This window comes from Anaerocaecibacter muris, assembly GCF_943192945.1.
Lineage (GTDB): Bacteria > Bacillota > Clostridia > Christensenellales > Pumilibacteraceae > Anaerocaecibacter > Anaerocaecibacter muris.
Genome location: NZ_CALPCE010000004.1, coordinates 94,392 through 108,871 on the forward strand (window position 1 = coordinate 94,392; position 14,480 = coordinate 108,871).

16 protein-coding genes and 1 pseudogene are annotated in these 14,480 nt (G+C 44.6%); 3 read left to right on the plus strand and 14 right to left on the minus strand.

Translation table 11 applies throughout. The features are described 5' to 3' along the window. Nucleotides 1-37 precede the first annotated feature (37 nt). The 3 genes from ppk1 to NFR57_RS04740 all read right to left on the minus strand — a co-directional run bounded on the left by ppk1 (nt 38) and on the right by NFR57_RS04740 (nt 4,445). Entirely contained in the window at nt 38-2,098 is a 2,061-nt protein-coding gene (ppk1, locus tag NFR57_RS04730; RefSeq protein ID WP_251182687.1) for a polyphosphate kinase 1, read from the minus strand. A 145-nt stretch (nt 2,099-2,243) separates the two neighbouring features. Beyond that, entirely contained in the window at nt 2,244-3,254 is a 1,011-nt protein-coding gene (locus tag NFR57_RS04735) for a Ppx/GppA phosphatase family protein (RefSeq protein ID WP_251182688.1), read from the minus strand. 126 nt (nt 3,255-3,380) lie between these two features. Further along, on the minus strand, nt 3,381-4,445 hold the full coding sequence (locus NFR57_RS04740; RefSeq protein ID WP_251182689.1) for a 6-phosphofructokinase: 1,065 nt from the start codon (nt 4,443-4,445) through the stop codon (nt 3,381-3,383). A gap of 246 nt (nt 4,446-4,691) precedes the next feature. Between NFR57_RS04740 and NFR57_RS04745 the strand changes: the two genes are divergently transcribed. Both NFR57_RS04745 and NFR57_RS08715 read left to right on the plus strand, forming a co-directional pair. Beyond that, a complete protein-coding gene (locus NFR57_RS04745; protein WP_251182690.1) occupies nt 4,692-5,069 on the plus strand; it encodes a hypothetical protein in 378 nt (125 codons plus the stop codon). Nucleotides 5,070-5,102: 33 nt separating this feature from the next. Then, entirely contained in the window at nt 5,103-5,231 is a 129-nt protein-coding gene (locus NFR57_RS08715) for a hypothetical protein (protein ID WP_275557177.1), read from the plus strand. 241 nt (nt 5,232-5,472) lie between these two features. Here the strand turns inward: NFR57_RS08715 and NFR57_RS04750 are convergent, their stop codons facing one another. The 11 genes and pseudogenes from NFR57_RS04750 to NFR57_RS04800 form a co-directional block, all read right to left on the minus strand. After that, entirely contained in the window at nt 5,473-5,985 is a 513-nt protein-coding gene (locus NFR57_RS04750; RefSeq protein ID WP_251182691.1) for a DUF2726 domain-containing protein, read from the minus strand. A 201-nt stretch (nt 5,986-6,186) separates the two neighbouring features. After that, nucleotides 6,187-6,318, minus strand: a pseudogene (locus tag NFR57_RS08840) (IS200/IS605 family transposase); the annotation flags it as partial. Nucleotides 6,319-6,627: 309 nt separating this feature from the next. Further along, entirely contained in the window at nt 6,628-7,347 is a 720-nt protein-coding gene (locus tag NFR57_RS04760; RefSeq protein ID WP_251182692.1) for a metallophosphoesterase, read from the minus strand. Between the two features lie 42 nt (nt 7,348-7,389). Further along, nucleotides 7,390-8,745 carry a PIN domain-containing protein gene (locus NFR57_RS04765; protein ID WP_251182693.1) on the minus strand — a complete coding sequence of 452 codons (1,356 nt, stop codon included), beginning with the start codon at nt 8,743-8,745 and terminating at the stop codon, nt 7,390-7,392. A 65-nt stretch (nt 8,746-8,810) separates the two neighbouring features. Continuing rightward, nucleotides 8,811-9,185, minus strand: coding sequence for a hypothetical protein (locus NFR57_RS04770; RefSeq protein WP_251182694.1), 375 nt, complete (start codon nt 9,183-9,185; stop codon nt 8,811-8,813). An 83-nt stretch (nt 9,186-9,268) separates the two neighbouring features. Further along, nucleotides 9,269-9,568, minus strand: a complete 300-nt coding sequence (locus NFR57_RS04775) for a hypothetical protein (protein ID WP_251182695.1) — start codon at nt 9,566-9,568, stop codon at nt 9,269-9,271. A gap of 56 nt (nt 9,569-9,624) precedes the next feature. Continuing rightward, entirely contained in the window at nt 9,625-9,783 is a 159-nt protein-coding gene (locus tag NFR57_RS04780) for a hypothetical protein (protein ID WP_251182696.1), read from the minus strand. Nucleotides 9,784-9,979: 196 nt separating this feature from the next. Beyond that, nucleotides 9,980-10,426, minus strand: coding sequence for a hypothetical protein (locus NFR57_RS04785; protein WP_251182697.1), 447 nt, complete (start codon nt 10,424-10,426; stop codon nt 9,980-9,982). Beyond that, entirely contained in the window at nt 10,423-11,016 is a 594-nt protein-coding gene (locus tag NFR57_RS04790; RefSeq protein ID WP_251182698.1) for an integrase, read from the minus strand. The genes NFR57_RS04785 and NFR57_RS04790 overlap by 4 nt, the downstream gene beginning before the upstream one ends. Further along, the gene (locus NFR57_RS04795; protein WP_251182699.1) at nt 11,009-12,847 is read right to left on the minus strand and encodes a recombinase family protein; all 1,839 of its coding nucleotides are present in this window, start codon (nt 12,845-12,847) and stop codon (nt 11,009-11,011) included. The genes NFR57_RS04790 and NFR57_RS04795 overlap by 8 nt, the downstream gene beginning before the upstream one ends. 11 nt (nt 12,848-12,858) lie before the next feature. Next, nucleotides 12,859-13,851 (minus strand): AAA family ATPase, encoded by a 993-nt coding sequence (locus NFR57_RS04800; RefSeq protein WP_251182700.1) that lies wholly within the window; start codon nt 13,849-13,851, stop codon nt 12,859-12,861. 235 nt (nt 13,852-14,086) lie between these two features. Between NFR57_RS04800 and NFR57_RS04805 the strand changes: the two genes are divergently transcribed. Beyond that, entirely contained in the window at nt 14,087-14,413 is a 327-nt protein-coding gene (locus NFR57_RS04805) for a helix-turn-helix domain-containing protein (RefSeq protein WP_251182701.1), read from the plus strand. Nucleotides 14,414-14,480 lie beyond the last annotated feature (67 nt).

The following is a 14,480-nucleotide window of genomic DNA, read 5'->3' on the forward strand; positions in this document are numbered from 1 at the left end:
GAGCTTTTTAATTTAAATTTTTATCGTTATAATCGCGCTACTTAATCCCCTTTAAAAAGGTTTCTTGACTGTTTATAGGTTCGCCTATTATATTGGGCAAGGCGTAAGTTCCTTCCGCAGTCAAGCGTCGCGCCTTGACGTTGTCGGACAGCATTACGCACAGCATGTCGCAGATCTTGCGCTCAATCTCTTTGTCGAGTACGGGCGTCGCTATTTCCACGCGCTTGTCGGTGTTGCGCGTCATAAGATCGGCGCTCGAAATAAACGTAACGCGATCGTCGCCCGACCCGAACGAATATATACGCGAGTGTTCCAAAAATCTGCCGACTATACTTATAACCGAAATGTTTTCCGTAACGCCCTTGACCTGCGGAACAAGACAGCAAATGCCGCGCACGACCAGTTTTATTTGCACGCCCGCTTTGCTCGCCGCGATGAGTTTGTCTATAATGGTCTTGTCGGTAAGGCTGTTCATCTTGGCGTTGATACACGCGGGCAACCCGCTCTCCGCCTTTTGCGTTTCGCGTTCTATATATTTAATCAAGCCGCCTTTGAGCGACTTGGGCGCGATAAGCAACCGTTCGTAATCGTAATCGGTATTGCAGATTGCTATATTGCGAAAAAACGCGACCGCGTCCCTACCTATCCCGTCGTCGGACGTTATGATGTTTAGGTCGGTGTACAGTTTGGAAGTTTGCTCGTTATAGTTGCCCGTACCGAGGTGAGTGACGTATCGCAGATTTTCGCCGTCCGTCAGTACAATAGAAATTATTTTGGAATGGACTTTGTAATTGCCCATGCCGTAAATAATAGTGCAACCCGCGTCGCGCAACACTTCCGAAAAATACAGGTTGTTTTCCTCGTCGAATCGCGCGCACAGTTCTATTACGACGGTCACGTCCTTGCCGTTCTCGCTCGCTTTTTTAAGCGCCTCGACAATACGCGAACGGTGGTCGAGCCTGTATATGGTTATCTTGACGGCGGCGACGCGCGGGTCGTCCGCGCACTCGTCCAACAGTCTGACCAATGTGTCCATGCTGTCAAACGGATACGCCAAAAATATATCCGACCGCAACGCCGTTTCCAGCACGGACGCGCCCTGCGGCACGGGCGGCGGGAGCGGGCGCGCGGGCTTGTATTTAAGCGTGGGCAAAACGTCCGGCGAAATAAACCCGCCCAATGCCGTCATGAATCCGAAATCGAATCCGTGTTTGACCGTAAAGCAAAACTGTTTTTTGATATTAAGCAGTTTCAGCGCAAACGCCCTTATTCCGTCCGCACCCGCGTCTATCTGCAAGCGCACAGCGTCCTGCGACCCGCGTAGCTCCACTTTGCGCTTTAAAAACTTGGAAAAATCGAAGTCGCGTTCGATATCCGCATCGTCTATATTAGCGTCGAAATCGGCGTTGCGCGTCACGCGCAGCATCGCTTGGCTTTGGATTTTATACCCGTCGAACGCTGTCGCGCCGAACGTGCGTATTAGTTCTTCCGTCGTGATTACGTTTACTTTTTTTCCGCCGTCTATCCGATACACGCGCGGAAGTTTGGGGCTTATCGCCATAACGCCGTACATGGGTCTGTCCGCCTTTGTCAGCTCGAGCAGCATGTAACAGTTCATACTTTCGAATCTTATCATAGGGTGCTTGGCGTCGAGCACCATGGGCGACAGCAACGGAAGCACCTGCGTTTCAAAATGCCGCTTACACTTGGCGTACTGCTTTTGAGACAGTTCCGCGCCCGTTCTTATTCTCAACCCGTTTTTCGCAAGCTCGCTTTTCAGCTTGCAATACACCGCGTCCGCCGCGCGGTAGTAACCTTTGGCAAGCCGCAATATCCCGTCGATCTGTTCGCGCGCAGTTAAGTCCGTCTTGTTCTCCGTCGCGTCGGGGTGCGCCTTTGCGTCGTTCAAAAGACTGCCGACGCGCACCATAAAAAATTCGTCGAAGTTGGAATGAAATATCGACAAAAACTTGCACCGCTCCAACAACGGATTGGTTCCGTCAGTCGCTTGGTCGAGCACCCGCTTGTTAAACGCCAACCACGAATATTCGCGGTTGACATATACGCCTTTTATGAATTTGTTTTTTTCGTTATCCATGTAACTCTCCGCCGAATTTGCACACGGCTCGCGTGCTTTTCCGCCGCCGCCGTCAACCGTTTCGCGCCTGACATTTTCGCCCGCAATCGGCGCATTAACAGTATCCGCGCGCCCGACTGATTATCATATTCGCGGTAATCGCGCGCTATGCCTTTTTGCTCTTTGAGCGCGTCTTGGGCTTGGACGACGCTACGGTCTGCGCAACCGTTTCCGCAGTCGGCGCGCCGCCGTCGAGGTTGATAGGCACGCCCTTTTCCTCGCCCGTCGCAACGAGCGTCATATATCCTTCCTTAACGCCGCAATCGCTTACAACGACGTTGTCGGGTTTGAACCGCCGCAACAACTCTTTAAGCACAAGCGTAGCGACGGGCAATACGTGTATTTTTTCGGGCGCGACTTTCATGATAAGCCGCGTGCGATCGGATGAATTCATGAGCCACTTGGTAAACTGTTTAAACTTGCTGTAATCGAATTCGGTGCCCAGCTTTTCCATTTCGCAATATTCCCGATACACGGCATAAATCGCCGTACTTATCGTTCCGACAAGCACCGCCGTCGTAAACTTGCTCTTGCCCGCGAGCTTGGATTCGTCCGACTTTTTGCGCACATACTTTTTGATGTGCTTGGCTTGGTCTTCGGTCGGATAAATATCGGTGACGTACTTGTTGCGAAGTTTAATCGGTCCGAAGTCCAAACATATCATTTCGTCCTTGCGATCGTTGGCAAGGTCGCACAGCTCCACGCTCCCGCCGCCTATGTCGATAAGTATGACCTTGTCGTATGCCGCATACTTGCGGTTGGAAACAAAGTCGCAGTACGCTTCGGTCGGTCCGTCGAGATAGTTTATAACAATGCCCGTGCGCATGCGTATGCGCTCCGCAACCTCCGCAATGTTGTCTATGTTGCGCAAGCCCGCCGTGGATATGCAATAGCACTCCTCCACGCCCATGGCTTTGCACGTCGAACGCGCCGTGATAAGCGCGTCGATAATCTTTTCTATGCCGCGCTTGGAAATGGAACGCCCGTCGAAATAATCGGCAACCGCGATATTCGTCCTGTCCTTGTATACGGACGAAAATATGCCCGTCGCCTTTTCGCCCTCGGCTATCACCGTGGACACTCCCGTCGAGCTCAAATCTATAACAGCAAACTTCATTATTACTCCTTGAAAAACGTTTACGTCCGCGCGAACGATTACTCCGCGTAACATATATACAATTTCAACGCCGAATTTGGATTTTTATTCCAAACGCTTGACAATCGCCGCGGCGTTGATTACAAACTATCGACCGAGCGCTATTCCTATGCTTTCCGCCGTAAGGACTTCTTGACAGTCGGTCGGCACGAGCTTGGCTTTGCCCGCTATTTCGGAGAGCGCGTTATAAGTCACCTTGCCGTTGACGAGCGCGACCGTCACGCCGAACTTGCCCTGCTCGGCGAGCTTGCCTGCGTAACTGCCGAACATGGTGGAGAGAACTCGGTCGTAAGCCGACGGACTGCCGCCGCGCTGAATATGCCCGGGGATTACGACGCGCGTTTCGACGTCGGCTTTTTCGGCAATGTAACGCGCGAGCGCATTGGTCGCGGTTACATCGTTGCCGCGCGCCGCCGCACGCTCTTTCTTTTTCATCTTGCTTTCCTCGACGGTCATCGCACCCTCGGCAATCGCCACTATGCTGAACGCCTTGCCCGAGTCTGCGCGCTTGGCGACCGCCTTGGCGACCTTTTCGGGCGAAAACGGGATCTCGGGCAAAAGTATCACGTCCGCGCCGCCCGCAAGCCCCGCGTACAGCGTGAGCCAGCCCGCCTTGTTGCCCATAATCTCCACGAGCATGGTGCGCCCGTGACTCGCCGCCGTCGTGTGTATGCGGTCGATACACTCGGTCGCAATGTCCACGGCGGTGTGGAACCCGAACGTAACGTCGGTGCCCCAAATATCGTTGTCTATGGTCTTGGGCAGACCTATGACGTTGCAACCCTCGGCGGACAACAGTGCGGCGGTCTTGTGCGTGCCCGCGCCGCCCAAGGTCAACAGACAGTCAAGCCCCATTTTTTTGTAATTGCGCTTCATCAAATCAAGCCGCGAAACGCTGTTCTCGTCCTCCACCGTCATCAGTTTAAACGGTTGACGGCTTGTCCCGAGGATTGTTCCGCCAAGCGTCAGTATTCCCGTGAAATCGGACTTTCGCATTTCCCGACACTCGCCGCGAATAAGCCCGCCGTACCCGTCGGCAATGCCGATAAGCTCGACGTTTTTAATGTTTTCAAACGCATACTTGCCAAACCCGCGGATTACGGCGTTAAGTCCGGGACAATCCCCGCCCGAGGTGAGTATTCCTATTCTCATAAATCCTCCGAAATTTACATTAGCCTGAAAATATTATATCACCTTTTCGCGCTTATAGTCAATCGAAAATATAAAATATCGCCGTATCGCAATGCGCGACACAGCTCGTCACGATAAACTTCAATTCGGTAAAAAAGAAAAATAAAAAAATTTGAACTTTTTTCAAAAAACATCGCCAAAACGCACCTCGTAAAACGTCTTATATAATGAGAGGGAAATTTTACAAAAGCCAAAACGGAGAACCCAATGTCCAATACAAAAGAATTCGACGCGATAGCCGAGTTTGTCGGCAATATTTTAGACTGTTGCGGAATACCGCCCGACTCGCTCGGATACAAAATGCTGACGGAAGTCGTCGCGCACAAAGTAATTTACAAATCACGCGCGTTGCTTGAAGCCTACAAGTACGTAGCAAATAAGCACCGAATAGACGTGCGCGCCATCCCGAAGCTAATCGACACGATAATTCAGTCGTACAAGTCGGAGCTGTGCGCCAATTTGGACATGCCAAAAAAATACATGTTCCCCAAGGCGTTTATAACATCGTTCGCGATTTATATTAAAATGAACTATTATAACGACGCCGAATATCAGTCGAACAACAATCACGCGACAGATAAATAACCCCGCACCCCCGCCCGTAAATACAAAAATCCCATGTCATACAAACGCTATTCAAATCACCTATTCGAGTTTGCGGAAATAATGCTGTTCGCACTCGACGTGCCGCCGCACCTGCAAGGCTTTCTTTTCCTTGCGGAAGCCCGCGATCCGCGCCAAGGATAAGCGTTCGAGATTTAAAGCAATTTATGCTCGTATTGCCGCTACTTACGGTATTTCAAGAAAAACCGTTAGTAGCGCAATGTCCTATGCGATTTTCCACTCGCCCGACGTGCTTTGCGCCACCCTGCGCACCACTCGCGGCGAACTCTTTATCGGCAAAGTCATTTCGTCCCTTGCCCTATTTATCAACAACTTTGTCCTCAACTCCGACTGACCGATTTTTCGATAAGCTGATTACTCACAATCAACCATCATAATTTAGCAACGCAATAAGTTTTGATGTTATTCTTTCTCTTTCTCCACTTCCAACAGTACTTAACCTTAAAATCGGAATATTGTATTTATCAAGAATTCCATCTTTAAGCTTATCTCGCTCACGTTGTTTATCTGTGTTATGATAAATGAACCCATCTACTTCGATTACAAGCACGGGTTTATGCGTCAACTTTGAAAATACCACAAAGTCCACATGGGTTAAATGGTTAGTTGCGAACCCGAATTCTCGTTCATTTAAGCTCGACAGGTCATTAAGCAATAAATGCAATGGTACATGCATTACAACATTAAGTTTAGAAAACCGATCGTTTTTCAATATATCTTTTATCAATAATTGCATTAAATTTTCGCTATCGAATTCGCTCACTCTGCCATACTTACGCAAAATATTTTCTCTTGCTTCCGCATTAGCCTCATAAAGATAATCAAAAACTGAATTGATTTTACTATCGATTATATCATGGTTACCTTGATTCAACATTAAGTTCTAATTTGTATTCTTTAAGCGGTTGGCGTTTTACGAACTGGAATACAAAAGCAAATGGCTCCGGTACTATTTATACGAATAATGCCACTATAAAAACTCTACTGGATCAAGACGATGCAATCGTACAAGATGGCAATACCGTAACATGCTTAGGCATTGAGAAATGCTACCATTTTGGGATGTCATATCTTTATTGAACGGATCCATATATTCCTTTATGCTTATCTGGTCTGCCATTATATCCTCTTTTTCTTGGTTTCGTATGTATTCCTGTACAGCTTTTTCGTTCTTTCCTACTGTACTCACATAATATCCGCGACACCAGAAATCTGTGTGAATTGACCAAAATCCATTTTTTCAATATATTTTTCGGGTGTTTGTTGTACAAAAAGCCAACTTTTCAAAAGACACAAAAGAACTCGCCCGTTTTTCGAGCGAGTCCTAAATAATTCTTTTGTTAATATGTCTTCAAAATCTTCCCCAAGAGTTCTCTATAGCGTCAGTGTTAAAAGTTAGTTTAGTCTTCCCTTGTTCCCTGCTGTTCGTTTCCATCGGCTTACGCATCTTGGAGTTCGTCGTCCTCTATCACGATACAGTTAACTTTTTTACTGTGAATCGTGCAAGCATCGAGCGCAATTATCCCGTCGGCATAGTACGGTGAAAAGTCTGCATCAGCCCCAAACTCCGAGCCTTTCTCTTCGAAATGAGAGTGCCCATAGATGCGTGCCAATGTCCGCACACGATTGTTTTGCCAGGTTCTACGTCGCCTTGGTGCGCTGCCAACATTCCATTGTACCACCGAGCGTATGCCCACCCTATTGGATCATCTTCTCTCCAATTAACCTTGTAATTAAACCACAATCCTTGACCGCCAAAGCCACTTGCATCAGATGGAATCCACCCATGCACAAAAATGTACCTTTGCGTCTCATAATAATTTTTCATCGCCGAGAGTATCTTAGTGAATACGCCAGACTGCTTCATTTGTTTTGAGACAAAGTCCGGGTATAAAACCATCTTATTCATTGACGAGCCCGTAATCTGGAGCACGGTATCAACTGTACCATTGGTTTGGTCATGTGAGTATCGTATATCTAATTCGCTCATACTCGGTAGCGTTTCCACGAAAGAAACCAAGAGGTCTTCGTGATTGCCTCGTATAAGAATAACCTCATCCCGTGCCAAGAGGTCGAGTACAAACTTTTCTATATCCTTATTTTGTGATCCGCGGTCAAACAAATCACCGCATATAATCAATTTGTGTGGCGATGTATCGGTGTAGTACCCTTTTTCGGTTAGAGCCTCCACCATTTCCTTATAGAACCCGTGGGTATCTGCTATAACGTAATATTTCAAGATTTCGTCCTTTTGCAACCTTGCAATGAGTGTTTTCTTGCATCATTTCCACTTTATAATAGTTGAATCGTCATTTAGCGCACCCATCGGATATTCATAAATTGCCCCGGAAATTTCGAACTGTTTTCCGCAGCGCGGGCATTCCCCATTGTGAGAAATTGTATGTTCTATTTCTGGTCCCATACCTCTGTCTGCTATTGCTGATGATGTTTCAGCATAATCTATCAAATCGATGCAAATTTTATGTCCACATTGCTCACATTGATATACTTGTTTATAAGAAAAGAAACCATCGAAATTTTTACTGTGACATCCAGTGCGCGTTTCTGTGTCAAAATGAAGCATCTTATTTTTAATAAACGGCTCAATTTTCTTTACACCGTCCACTTCTCCATCCTTGATCGAAAAAGTAATTGCAACACTCAAGTTTAAGATATGTTCTTCTATAATAGGAATAAATTCTTCATAGCAATAATCCTTATCATCAGCATCCCATATAGATTTATTTTCATCCCTACAAACACACTCAATACAAAAGTCAGCCTGCGTGAACAAGCGTGCTATAACTTCTCCTTCACCAATGTAATCTATCCCACTTATTTTTGACCGTACACTTATTTCTTGTATATCGCTACTTATATAATCCACACCTCCAACGACGCCTTTATTATCATATTCCAAACCATCTACATCGCACGGAATTTCAAATAGTCGATTTTCAATATGGCTCTCAATTTCATTACGATGCATAGAAAAATATTCTTGTGTCTTTTGAGTTAACGCTTTCTCCTTTGTAATCGAAGAAAATAAATCTTCCAGATTAGAATAAAAAATAAAACGCTGATCATCTTTTAATGCATCCTTCCAATCGCCATCCGTACTTACCGATACTATTTCTCCATAAACATCGACCACTTCTCGCAGCCGTCTAATAATAATATCGTCACGGAATTCATGCGTTTTCTTTCCCGTACCAAATGGCGGTCTTATATTGTAATAATCATCCAATACATCCTTTAGCTTTATTTTATTGGTTTTCAAAATTGTAGCACTGGTTGCGCTAAGATAAGCATTCATTACCCCAACCATCTCCGAAAACAATTTGGAATCATCTATACGTCTAACATAATTGCATAAACTCTTAGTTGCGGAGAATGGCCTAAGCTCGCGTCCATCAAGTAGCGCATCAATTCTTTCATTCGCTTTCTTTATACGATCTCGAAAATGCTTTTGCGATTCTCCAATTACAATATCAGGAATAATAAGCCGGGCTATCGTTCCGTCTTGCGTATACTGCTTTAATATAGACAAATCATGGCTATTAAAGTTGAAATTTTCATTTTCAAAAATACAGGTATCTAAAACGACATATAAAGGCTTAGTAGTCAAGGATGGCATAATTTAATTCCTCTAATAAAAATTGAATATATTATAGCACTTATCCAAGAAAAAATCAATCCATCCTATTCCCATTGCTCTTTATAATATCGAATATAGTCCTGCACAAGTTGCGGATGCTGTGCCACCGCCACCTGGCATAATTCATTGAAAAGTTTTACAACCTCGTCATTGTAACAATGCTCTAAAAGGCGGTCAAAAAGCCTTTCTATGGTTTGTTCGCTTACTTGCTCGCCTTTTTCGAACAAATGGCACACTGCCGCAATTTCGGGCTCACAAATCGAGATAACCGTTTCGGCTATCTTGTTTCTTTCACTAATAAGACAACCGATTTTTTTGTCCATATCCATTACCTCAAAAAGTTCCTTCCCATCCACCAATCTATCGATTGTATGCTGGCACATATAGGGCGGTAGTGTTCCCTGTGGTTTCTTGGTCATGGTTATTTGCACTTACCATAATCGCCGGGCCTACGGAAAGGGGTTTATATACGCCGTGCATGGCGGATATAGCAATGCGGTTTCTAATCGGAGCCGTGTTCATAGCTATCGAATGTATCAACAAATTTTACAATCTCTCGCGCAAGTTCATCGCTTATATGTAGCGATACGTGCTTTGATAAGTCAAAAAGCATCTCTGTAAGTTTGCCGTATGCTTTGAAACCTGCCTTTGTCCAATATCGGAATTCGGGAGAAGGCGGATCATAATCACCCGCGCTCCGATTCCCTCCGACATAACCTTCTGCAATAGGCTTTTTCAAGTATAATGCACCTTTTAGTCCAAAATGCCTTTGTAGTAGGTCTTCCAATGTAATGTTTTCCATATTCGCCTCCAAGCAAGTTGAGCTGTTGCATTTTTTGCAACAGCTCACATAAAAAATTATCTATCATCGGCAGGAATAAGTTCCGCTTTATTCAGATCGAATAAAACGACATTTTGCCTGATTAAATGCGTACCCAAAACACGGTATGACCAGTCCTTATTCCACCCCATTCGTTGTGCCAAAGCATCTACCATACTTTTGCTGTACACTTCCATTCCTATTTCCTCTTTATCTAATGACGGTGGTACACGGAATGATGTCAAAGTAATCCTGTCGAACGGTTCGAGTATTATAGACGTTACGTCCTGGCTAATACGAAATCGAATAAACCTCGGCATTCCGATAGCTCGTACCGACTGTTTGTATATGCGTATACAGCTTGTCTTCACATAAAATGATATGTATGTCTGCTCATTCATTGTTTCTTACAACCTTATCGCCATACCATTTTTCGGCATTGGCGAATTCGAAAAGTATCATTACTTTCTTCTCCGCTTGAACCATACGTCCGATTGCTTTGTATCGCGCTTCACTGTCCAATCCCCATTCCTCGAATAGTTGACGAGTAAATGTTGCACAGCTTATTTTGCTGTACTTCACCACCTCCTTACCTTTTTTCCAAGCAACAGCATTGGGACTGCTTGACTGTACCGTACCTATAAGAATAGAACGGGTTTTATGGTTTACCATTATAGAGATTGCCTCACAATTATTTAATGCTATATATGTCGCTTGGCTGAAAGATATCGAATCATTCCAAATCGACATAGTCGGTGAGCTCATACTACAAAACAATGAGCTGTTTACTACTTGGAAACCGTCGAGATCCAATTGTTTAAGTGTTGATGCGTCAATCATTTGACTTCTCCTCCATTCGTTGAGATATAACCCTCGGCTAAATTAATTTTATATTGCTCTTCATGTTCTTCAACAGGTATGCCGAAACATTCTCGCCAATCAGCAGGCAAATATGACCGTTTACGTTTTGTACCTGTTCCTACGAACAACTCAAAGTCCGTGAGTTTAAAAAGGTATAAGCCCTCATTATTATACACGGCGGGTTTACCAAGCATCTTATACCTATATTGCTTATCCCATCCCATAAGCTCGAATAACTTTGCGGCAAAAATTTGGCATATCATATCCCTGGCTTTGATTTCTTTTTCGCCGCCTCCGCTTGCCCACCGTAAGGAATCTGGAGCATCGGCATCGCACGGTCGCACGATTAACCGCTTTTCATCGGGATGTATCAATAATTGAATATGCGTTACCCCAGGGAAACGCTTAAGACACGCCATATTAAATTTAATCTTTGTATCCCAGACTGTTATGGCGGGTTCTCGCGTATGCGCAAACAATTCCGCCTTTGCGACCTGAAAGCCTGCAAGGTTTACCGTCTCGGCTTCCTCGCCTTCTCTTAATTCTTGAATGTATTCGTTATCATTCATCTGTAGTTTTTACTCCCGTTCGTATTTGAGTTGCGCTTTCTATTATCTCCTCACGAGATAATAGCGTCAACTGTTGCTGTCCTTCCACATCCCGGCACTTTACGCTGCTTTGCAGGCTCGGTACGGATTTCAAATAATATAATTCATTGTCCATGCTAAATTCATAGAATTCATCGCCAAAGGATTCCTCCCATTCTTCTGGACATATCGCCATTCGACGTTTACGTATCGATTCTTGCTCTTCAGCGTTGGTTATCTCTACAATAGGCATTGCTTTCATAAGGTTGAAAGTCATAATGCAATCGGGACCTTTTTCTATCCAAGTACCCAATATCCTATAATTGAAATCGGGATTCCAATCCATTATTTGCATTAACGCTTTAATGAAAAACGGGCAAGACAGCACCTTAATTAGGACAGGCTCTCCCGTCTTTTTTCGCAACCAAGAAATACTGAAAGCGTCATCCTTTTCGCAAGGTCGAATGGCTATTTTTCTCTCGGTTGGATGTAGCAGTAATTGTATGTACGAAAAATCTTGCAGTTTCTTTCCGCAAGCTGTATTAAACATTATTTTCTCTGACGATATTGTCATACAAGGCAATTCGCTCCGAGCCGTAAGAAATTGCCCTCGTACTACTTGGTATCCAGATAAATCGAATGCACTAAACGCCGACCGACGTATTCTTCGAGCCGCTGTTTTTCTTTCTTCCACGCTATCCGATGCATTGTAATATGCTGTCGGATCGTCATTTGTCCAACGGTGATTGATTGGCACATACCCTCGAAAAATGCCGTCATCAATCACTTGCATTACATGAAAACCGCCGCGCATACCGTGACGCCTATTATATAATAGTTGTTGCGCCGCCTCGAATACTTCCACCGATATTATCGGCTCATGATGATTTTCGTAATAGCATTGATCGCGATTATTGCGATTTTTTTTCTTTTTATGCTCAAATATATCCGCAGTGAAAGTTTTCCAAGTCAGAACACTCCCACAATACCTTTCATTACGAATAATGTAGCCTATCGTTCCACTATTCCAATTGGTATTTCCAAGCATAGTCTTTACATTCATTTCTGTGAGCATTTCAGCTATTCGTTCCAAAGAAAAGCCCGTAAGAAAAGCATTAAAAATCCAACGGACGATTGCCGCTTCTTTTTCTTCTATTTGCAGTATGCCGTACTTTATATAATTCCCTGCTCCATCACGTGGACGCCTATAACCGAATAATTCTGGCGTAAGGAGTTTATTGTGCCTGAAACGTTCATTTAGCGACCAATTCATCGCCTCGCTTTTCTTTTCCGACTCAGCCTGCGCTATGCTTGCAAACAACGACAGCTTTAATTCCGACTCCTCCGAAAGCGTGTAGATAGAGTCCGTTTCAAATAAAACGCCAACAGGTGGAGTTTGACTTTTCAGTTCTCGAACCAACGATAAACAGTCCACGATGTTTCTTGCAAAACGCGAGACGCTTTTTGTTATAATGAGGTCATATTCGCCCCTTCGACAAGCTGCTATCATTTCATTGAAATTATCTCGATGCTTTAAGGATGTACCAGATATGCCCTCGTCTGCGTAGACGTGCTTCAAATCCCAATTTTTGTGCGCCCCGGCAAGATGCGAATAATGTTCCTGTTGCAAGACAAAAGAGGACAACTGCTCATCGTTGCCCGTCGATACACGACAATATGCGCACACGCGCATTGCTCGATTATCTTCGTGGATATCGATTTTTCTTTGAGCTGGAATTGTCCTTGTCGGAGCATCGTCAGCACTTATTTTGTATGCTTGCCGAATTTGGTCACGGCTCTCGTTTTCAACCATGCGTACCTCCTTTACTCCGCATCGTCCGATTGATTGTCTTCATCTAATACCCAATACCATCCGTCCTTTCTTTTAACCGATGCTATATTCAACCGCACTTTTGCTGCATTGACTGTACGCTTGGATATTCCGTTCATTTCGCATTGTTGCAGAATTTGATTTGCGGAACACTCGCCCGACTCCATATTCTTTTTAATAATAAGGATAGCGTGGTCCGTCTTACTGTATTCATCATCATATGACTCATCCAATACTTGTTCTGCGGTTATTTTACTTCTTCGCATCCAAGAGACCACCGACTTATTATCCACCGAAAACAGTATTGAATCGCCTAACGGTGCGAGATTGCTTTTCACATGAGAAAGTACACGCATATTGGGTTGACTGCTCAATTTCGCAACAAGCAAAACACTTCTTGCGGCGGCCGCTATATCAATCGAGCCAAGTCCTCGGTACAGCCCTTTCCCATTAGCCTTATTCATATGTCCGACCATAATAATCGCGCAATGCCTACGTTCGGCTATGTGCGCCAAATGGTTCATTATAGGTCTAATCGCCCCGGCACGATTCATGTCGGTATTTGCTCCCCAATAGGCTTGAATCGGATCAAGTATTAACACTCGCGCCCCTGTTTCTTCAATGACTTTTTCCAAGCGCTCATCGCCGAGTTCAACCGTTGCCTCGTCCTCATCGATATAAGAAACCTTGTCCAAATTCGCCCCACAAGCTATTAAGCGTGGCACGATCGTGTCCTCTTTCCCATCTTCGCTATTTTGATATACTACCGCCTGCGGCTCTATCTTTTCGTTCTCTAACGGCATCGGTTCACCGTTGGATATTGCCGCCGCCAGATTAATTGCAACCGTAGACTTTCCCTCGCCGGGATCGCCTTGTATTATTGTAATTTTGCCGTATGCGATGTACGGATACCACAGCCACTCGACCGCCTTGGCGTTGACTTCTTTGTAATATTTAATTGGATAGGGCTGCGTTTTGCTGTCCATAAAGCCTCCAATTTTCAACTATAACTATTATACCATCTTCATAAAACGCACCGCGAATACTTAATTCTAATTTTCGCACCGAATTCTTGAAAATTCAGATAAAAAACTTGAAAAAAATCTAAAATGCATTTTTTCAAAACACCGCCAAATCGCTTGGTTAATTTTCACAGATGCTGTACAAATCAATTTGGCTGCACTCCCAAGTTGGCAGACTACTGAAAAGGAGGTATTTCTTATGTACAGCAACATGACGATTTGGGATTCGGAACACTTTTTCAAACGGCTCGAATTTGTTCTGGCAGAACACAAAATGTCTTTACACGAGTTAAGTTGTCGGGCGAATATAAATATATCCACTCTTTATAAAACTCGCGCTAATAAGTCGATGCCCAATCTTCAAACCATTTGCTCTATCTGCGATATTCTCGGCATTAAGCTGTGGGAATTCTTTGCACCCGAAGATGAAATCACACCCGAAATGCGAAGCGTTATTGCTGATATGCAAAGCATTTCTATCGATGGACAAAGAATGCTGACACAAATGGTGAAGTATATTAAATAGTCGAAAAGTATTCCCTCGGTATTCTTGCAACCTTGCAAACCGAAATATTGATTTCTATTGGCTTTAC

Bases quoted from the DNA above. Each gene is read 5' to 3' on its own strand.
- ppk1 (WP_251182687.1), bottom strand. From the start codon at position 2,098: ATGGATAACGAAAAAAACAAATTCATAAAAGGCGTATATGTCAACCGC.
- NFR57_RS04735 (WP_251182688.1), bottom strand. From the start codon at position 3,254: ATGAAGTTTGCTGTTATAGATTTGAGCTCGACGGGAGTGTCCACGGTG.
- NFR57_RS04740 (WP_251182689.1), bottom strand. From the start codon at position 4,445: ATGAGAATAGGAATACTCACCTCGGGCGGGGATTGTCCCGGACTTAAC.
- NFR57_RS04745 (WP_251182690.1), top strand. From the start codon at position 4,692: ATGTCCAATACAAAAGAATTCGACGCGATAGCCGAGTTTGTCGGCAAT.
- NFR57_RS08715 (WP_275557177.1), top strand. From the start codon at position 5,103: ATGTCATACAAACGCTATTCAAATCACCTATTCGAGTTTGCGGAAATA.
- NFR57_RS04750 (WP_251182691.1), bottom strand. From the start codon at position 5,985: ATGTTGAATCAAGGTAACCATGATATAATCGATAGTAAAATCAATTCA.
- NFR57_RS04765 (WP_251182693.1), bottom strand. From the start codon at position 8,745: ATGCCATCCTTGACTACTAAGCCTTTATATGTCGTTTTAGATACCTGT.
- NFR57_RS04770 (WP_251182694.1), bottom strand. From the start codon at position 9,185: ATGACCAAGAAACCACAGGGAACACTACCGCCCTATATGTGCCAGCAT.
- NFR57_RS04775 (WP_251182695.1), bottom strand. From the start codon at position 9,568: ATGGAAAACATTACATTGGAAGACCTACTACAAAGGCATTTTGGACTA.
- NFR57_RS04780 (WP_251182696.1), bottom strand. From the start codon at position 9,783: ATGGAAGTGTACAGCAAAAGTATGGTAGATGCTTTGGCACAACGAATG.
- NFR57_RS04785 (WP_251182697.1), bottom strand. From the start codon at position 10,426: ATGATTGACGCATCAACACTTAAACAATTGGATCTCGACGGTTTCCAA.
- NFR57_RS04790 (WP_251182698.1), bottom strand. From the start codon at position 11,016: ATGAATGATAACGAATACATTCAAGAATTAAGAGAAGGCGAGGAAGCC.
- NFR57_RS04795 (WP_251182699.1), bottom strand. From the start codon at position 12,847: ATGGTTGAAAACGAGAGCCGTGACCAAATTCGGCAAGCATACAAAATA.
- NFR57_RS04800 (WP_251182700.1), bottom strand. From the start codon at position 13,851: ATGGACAGCAAAACGCAGCCCTATCCAATTAAATATTACAAAGAAGTC.
- NFR57_RS04805 (WP_251182701.1), top strand. From the start codon at position 14,087: ATGTACAGCAACATGACGATTTGGGATTCGGAACACTTTTTCAAACGG.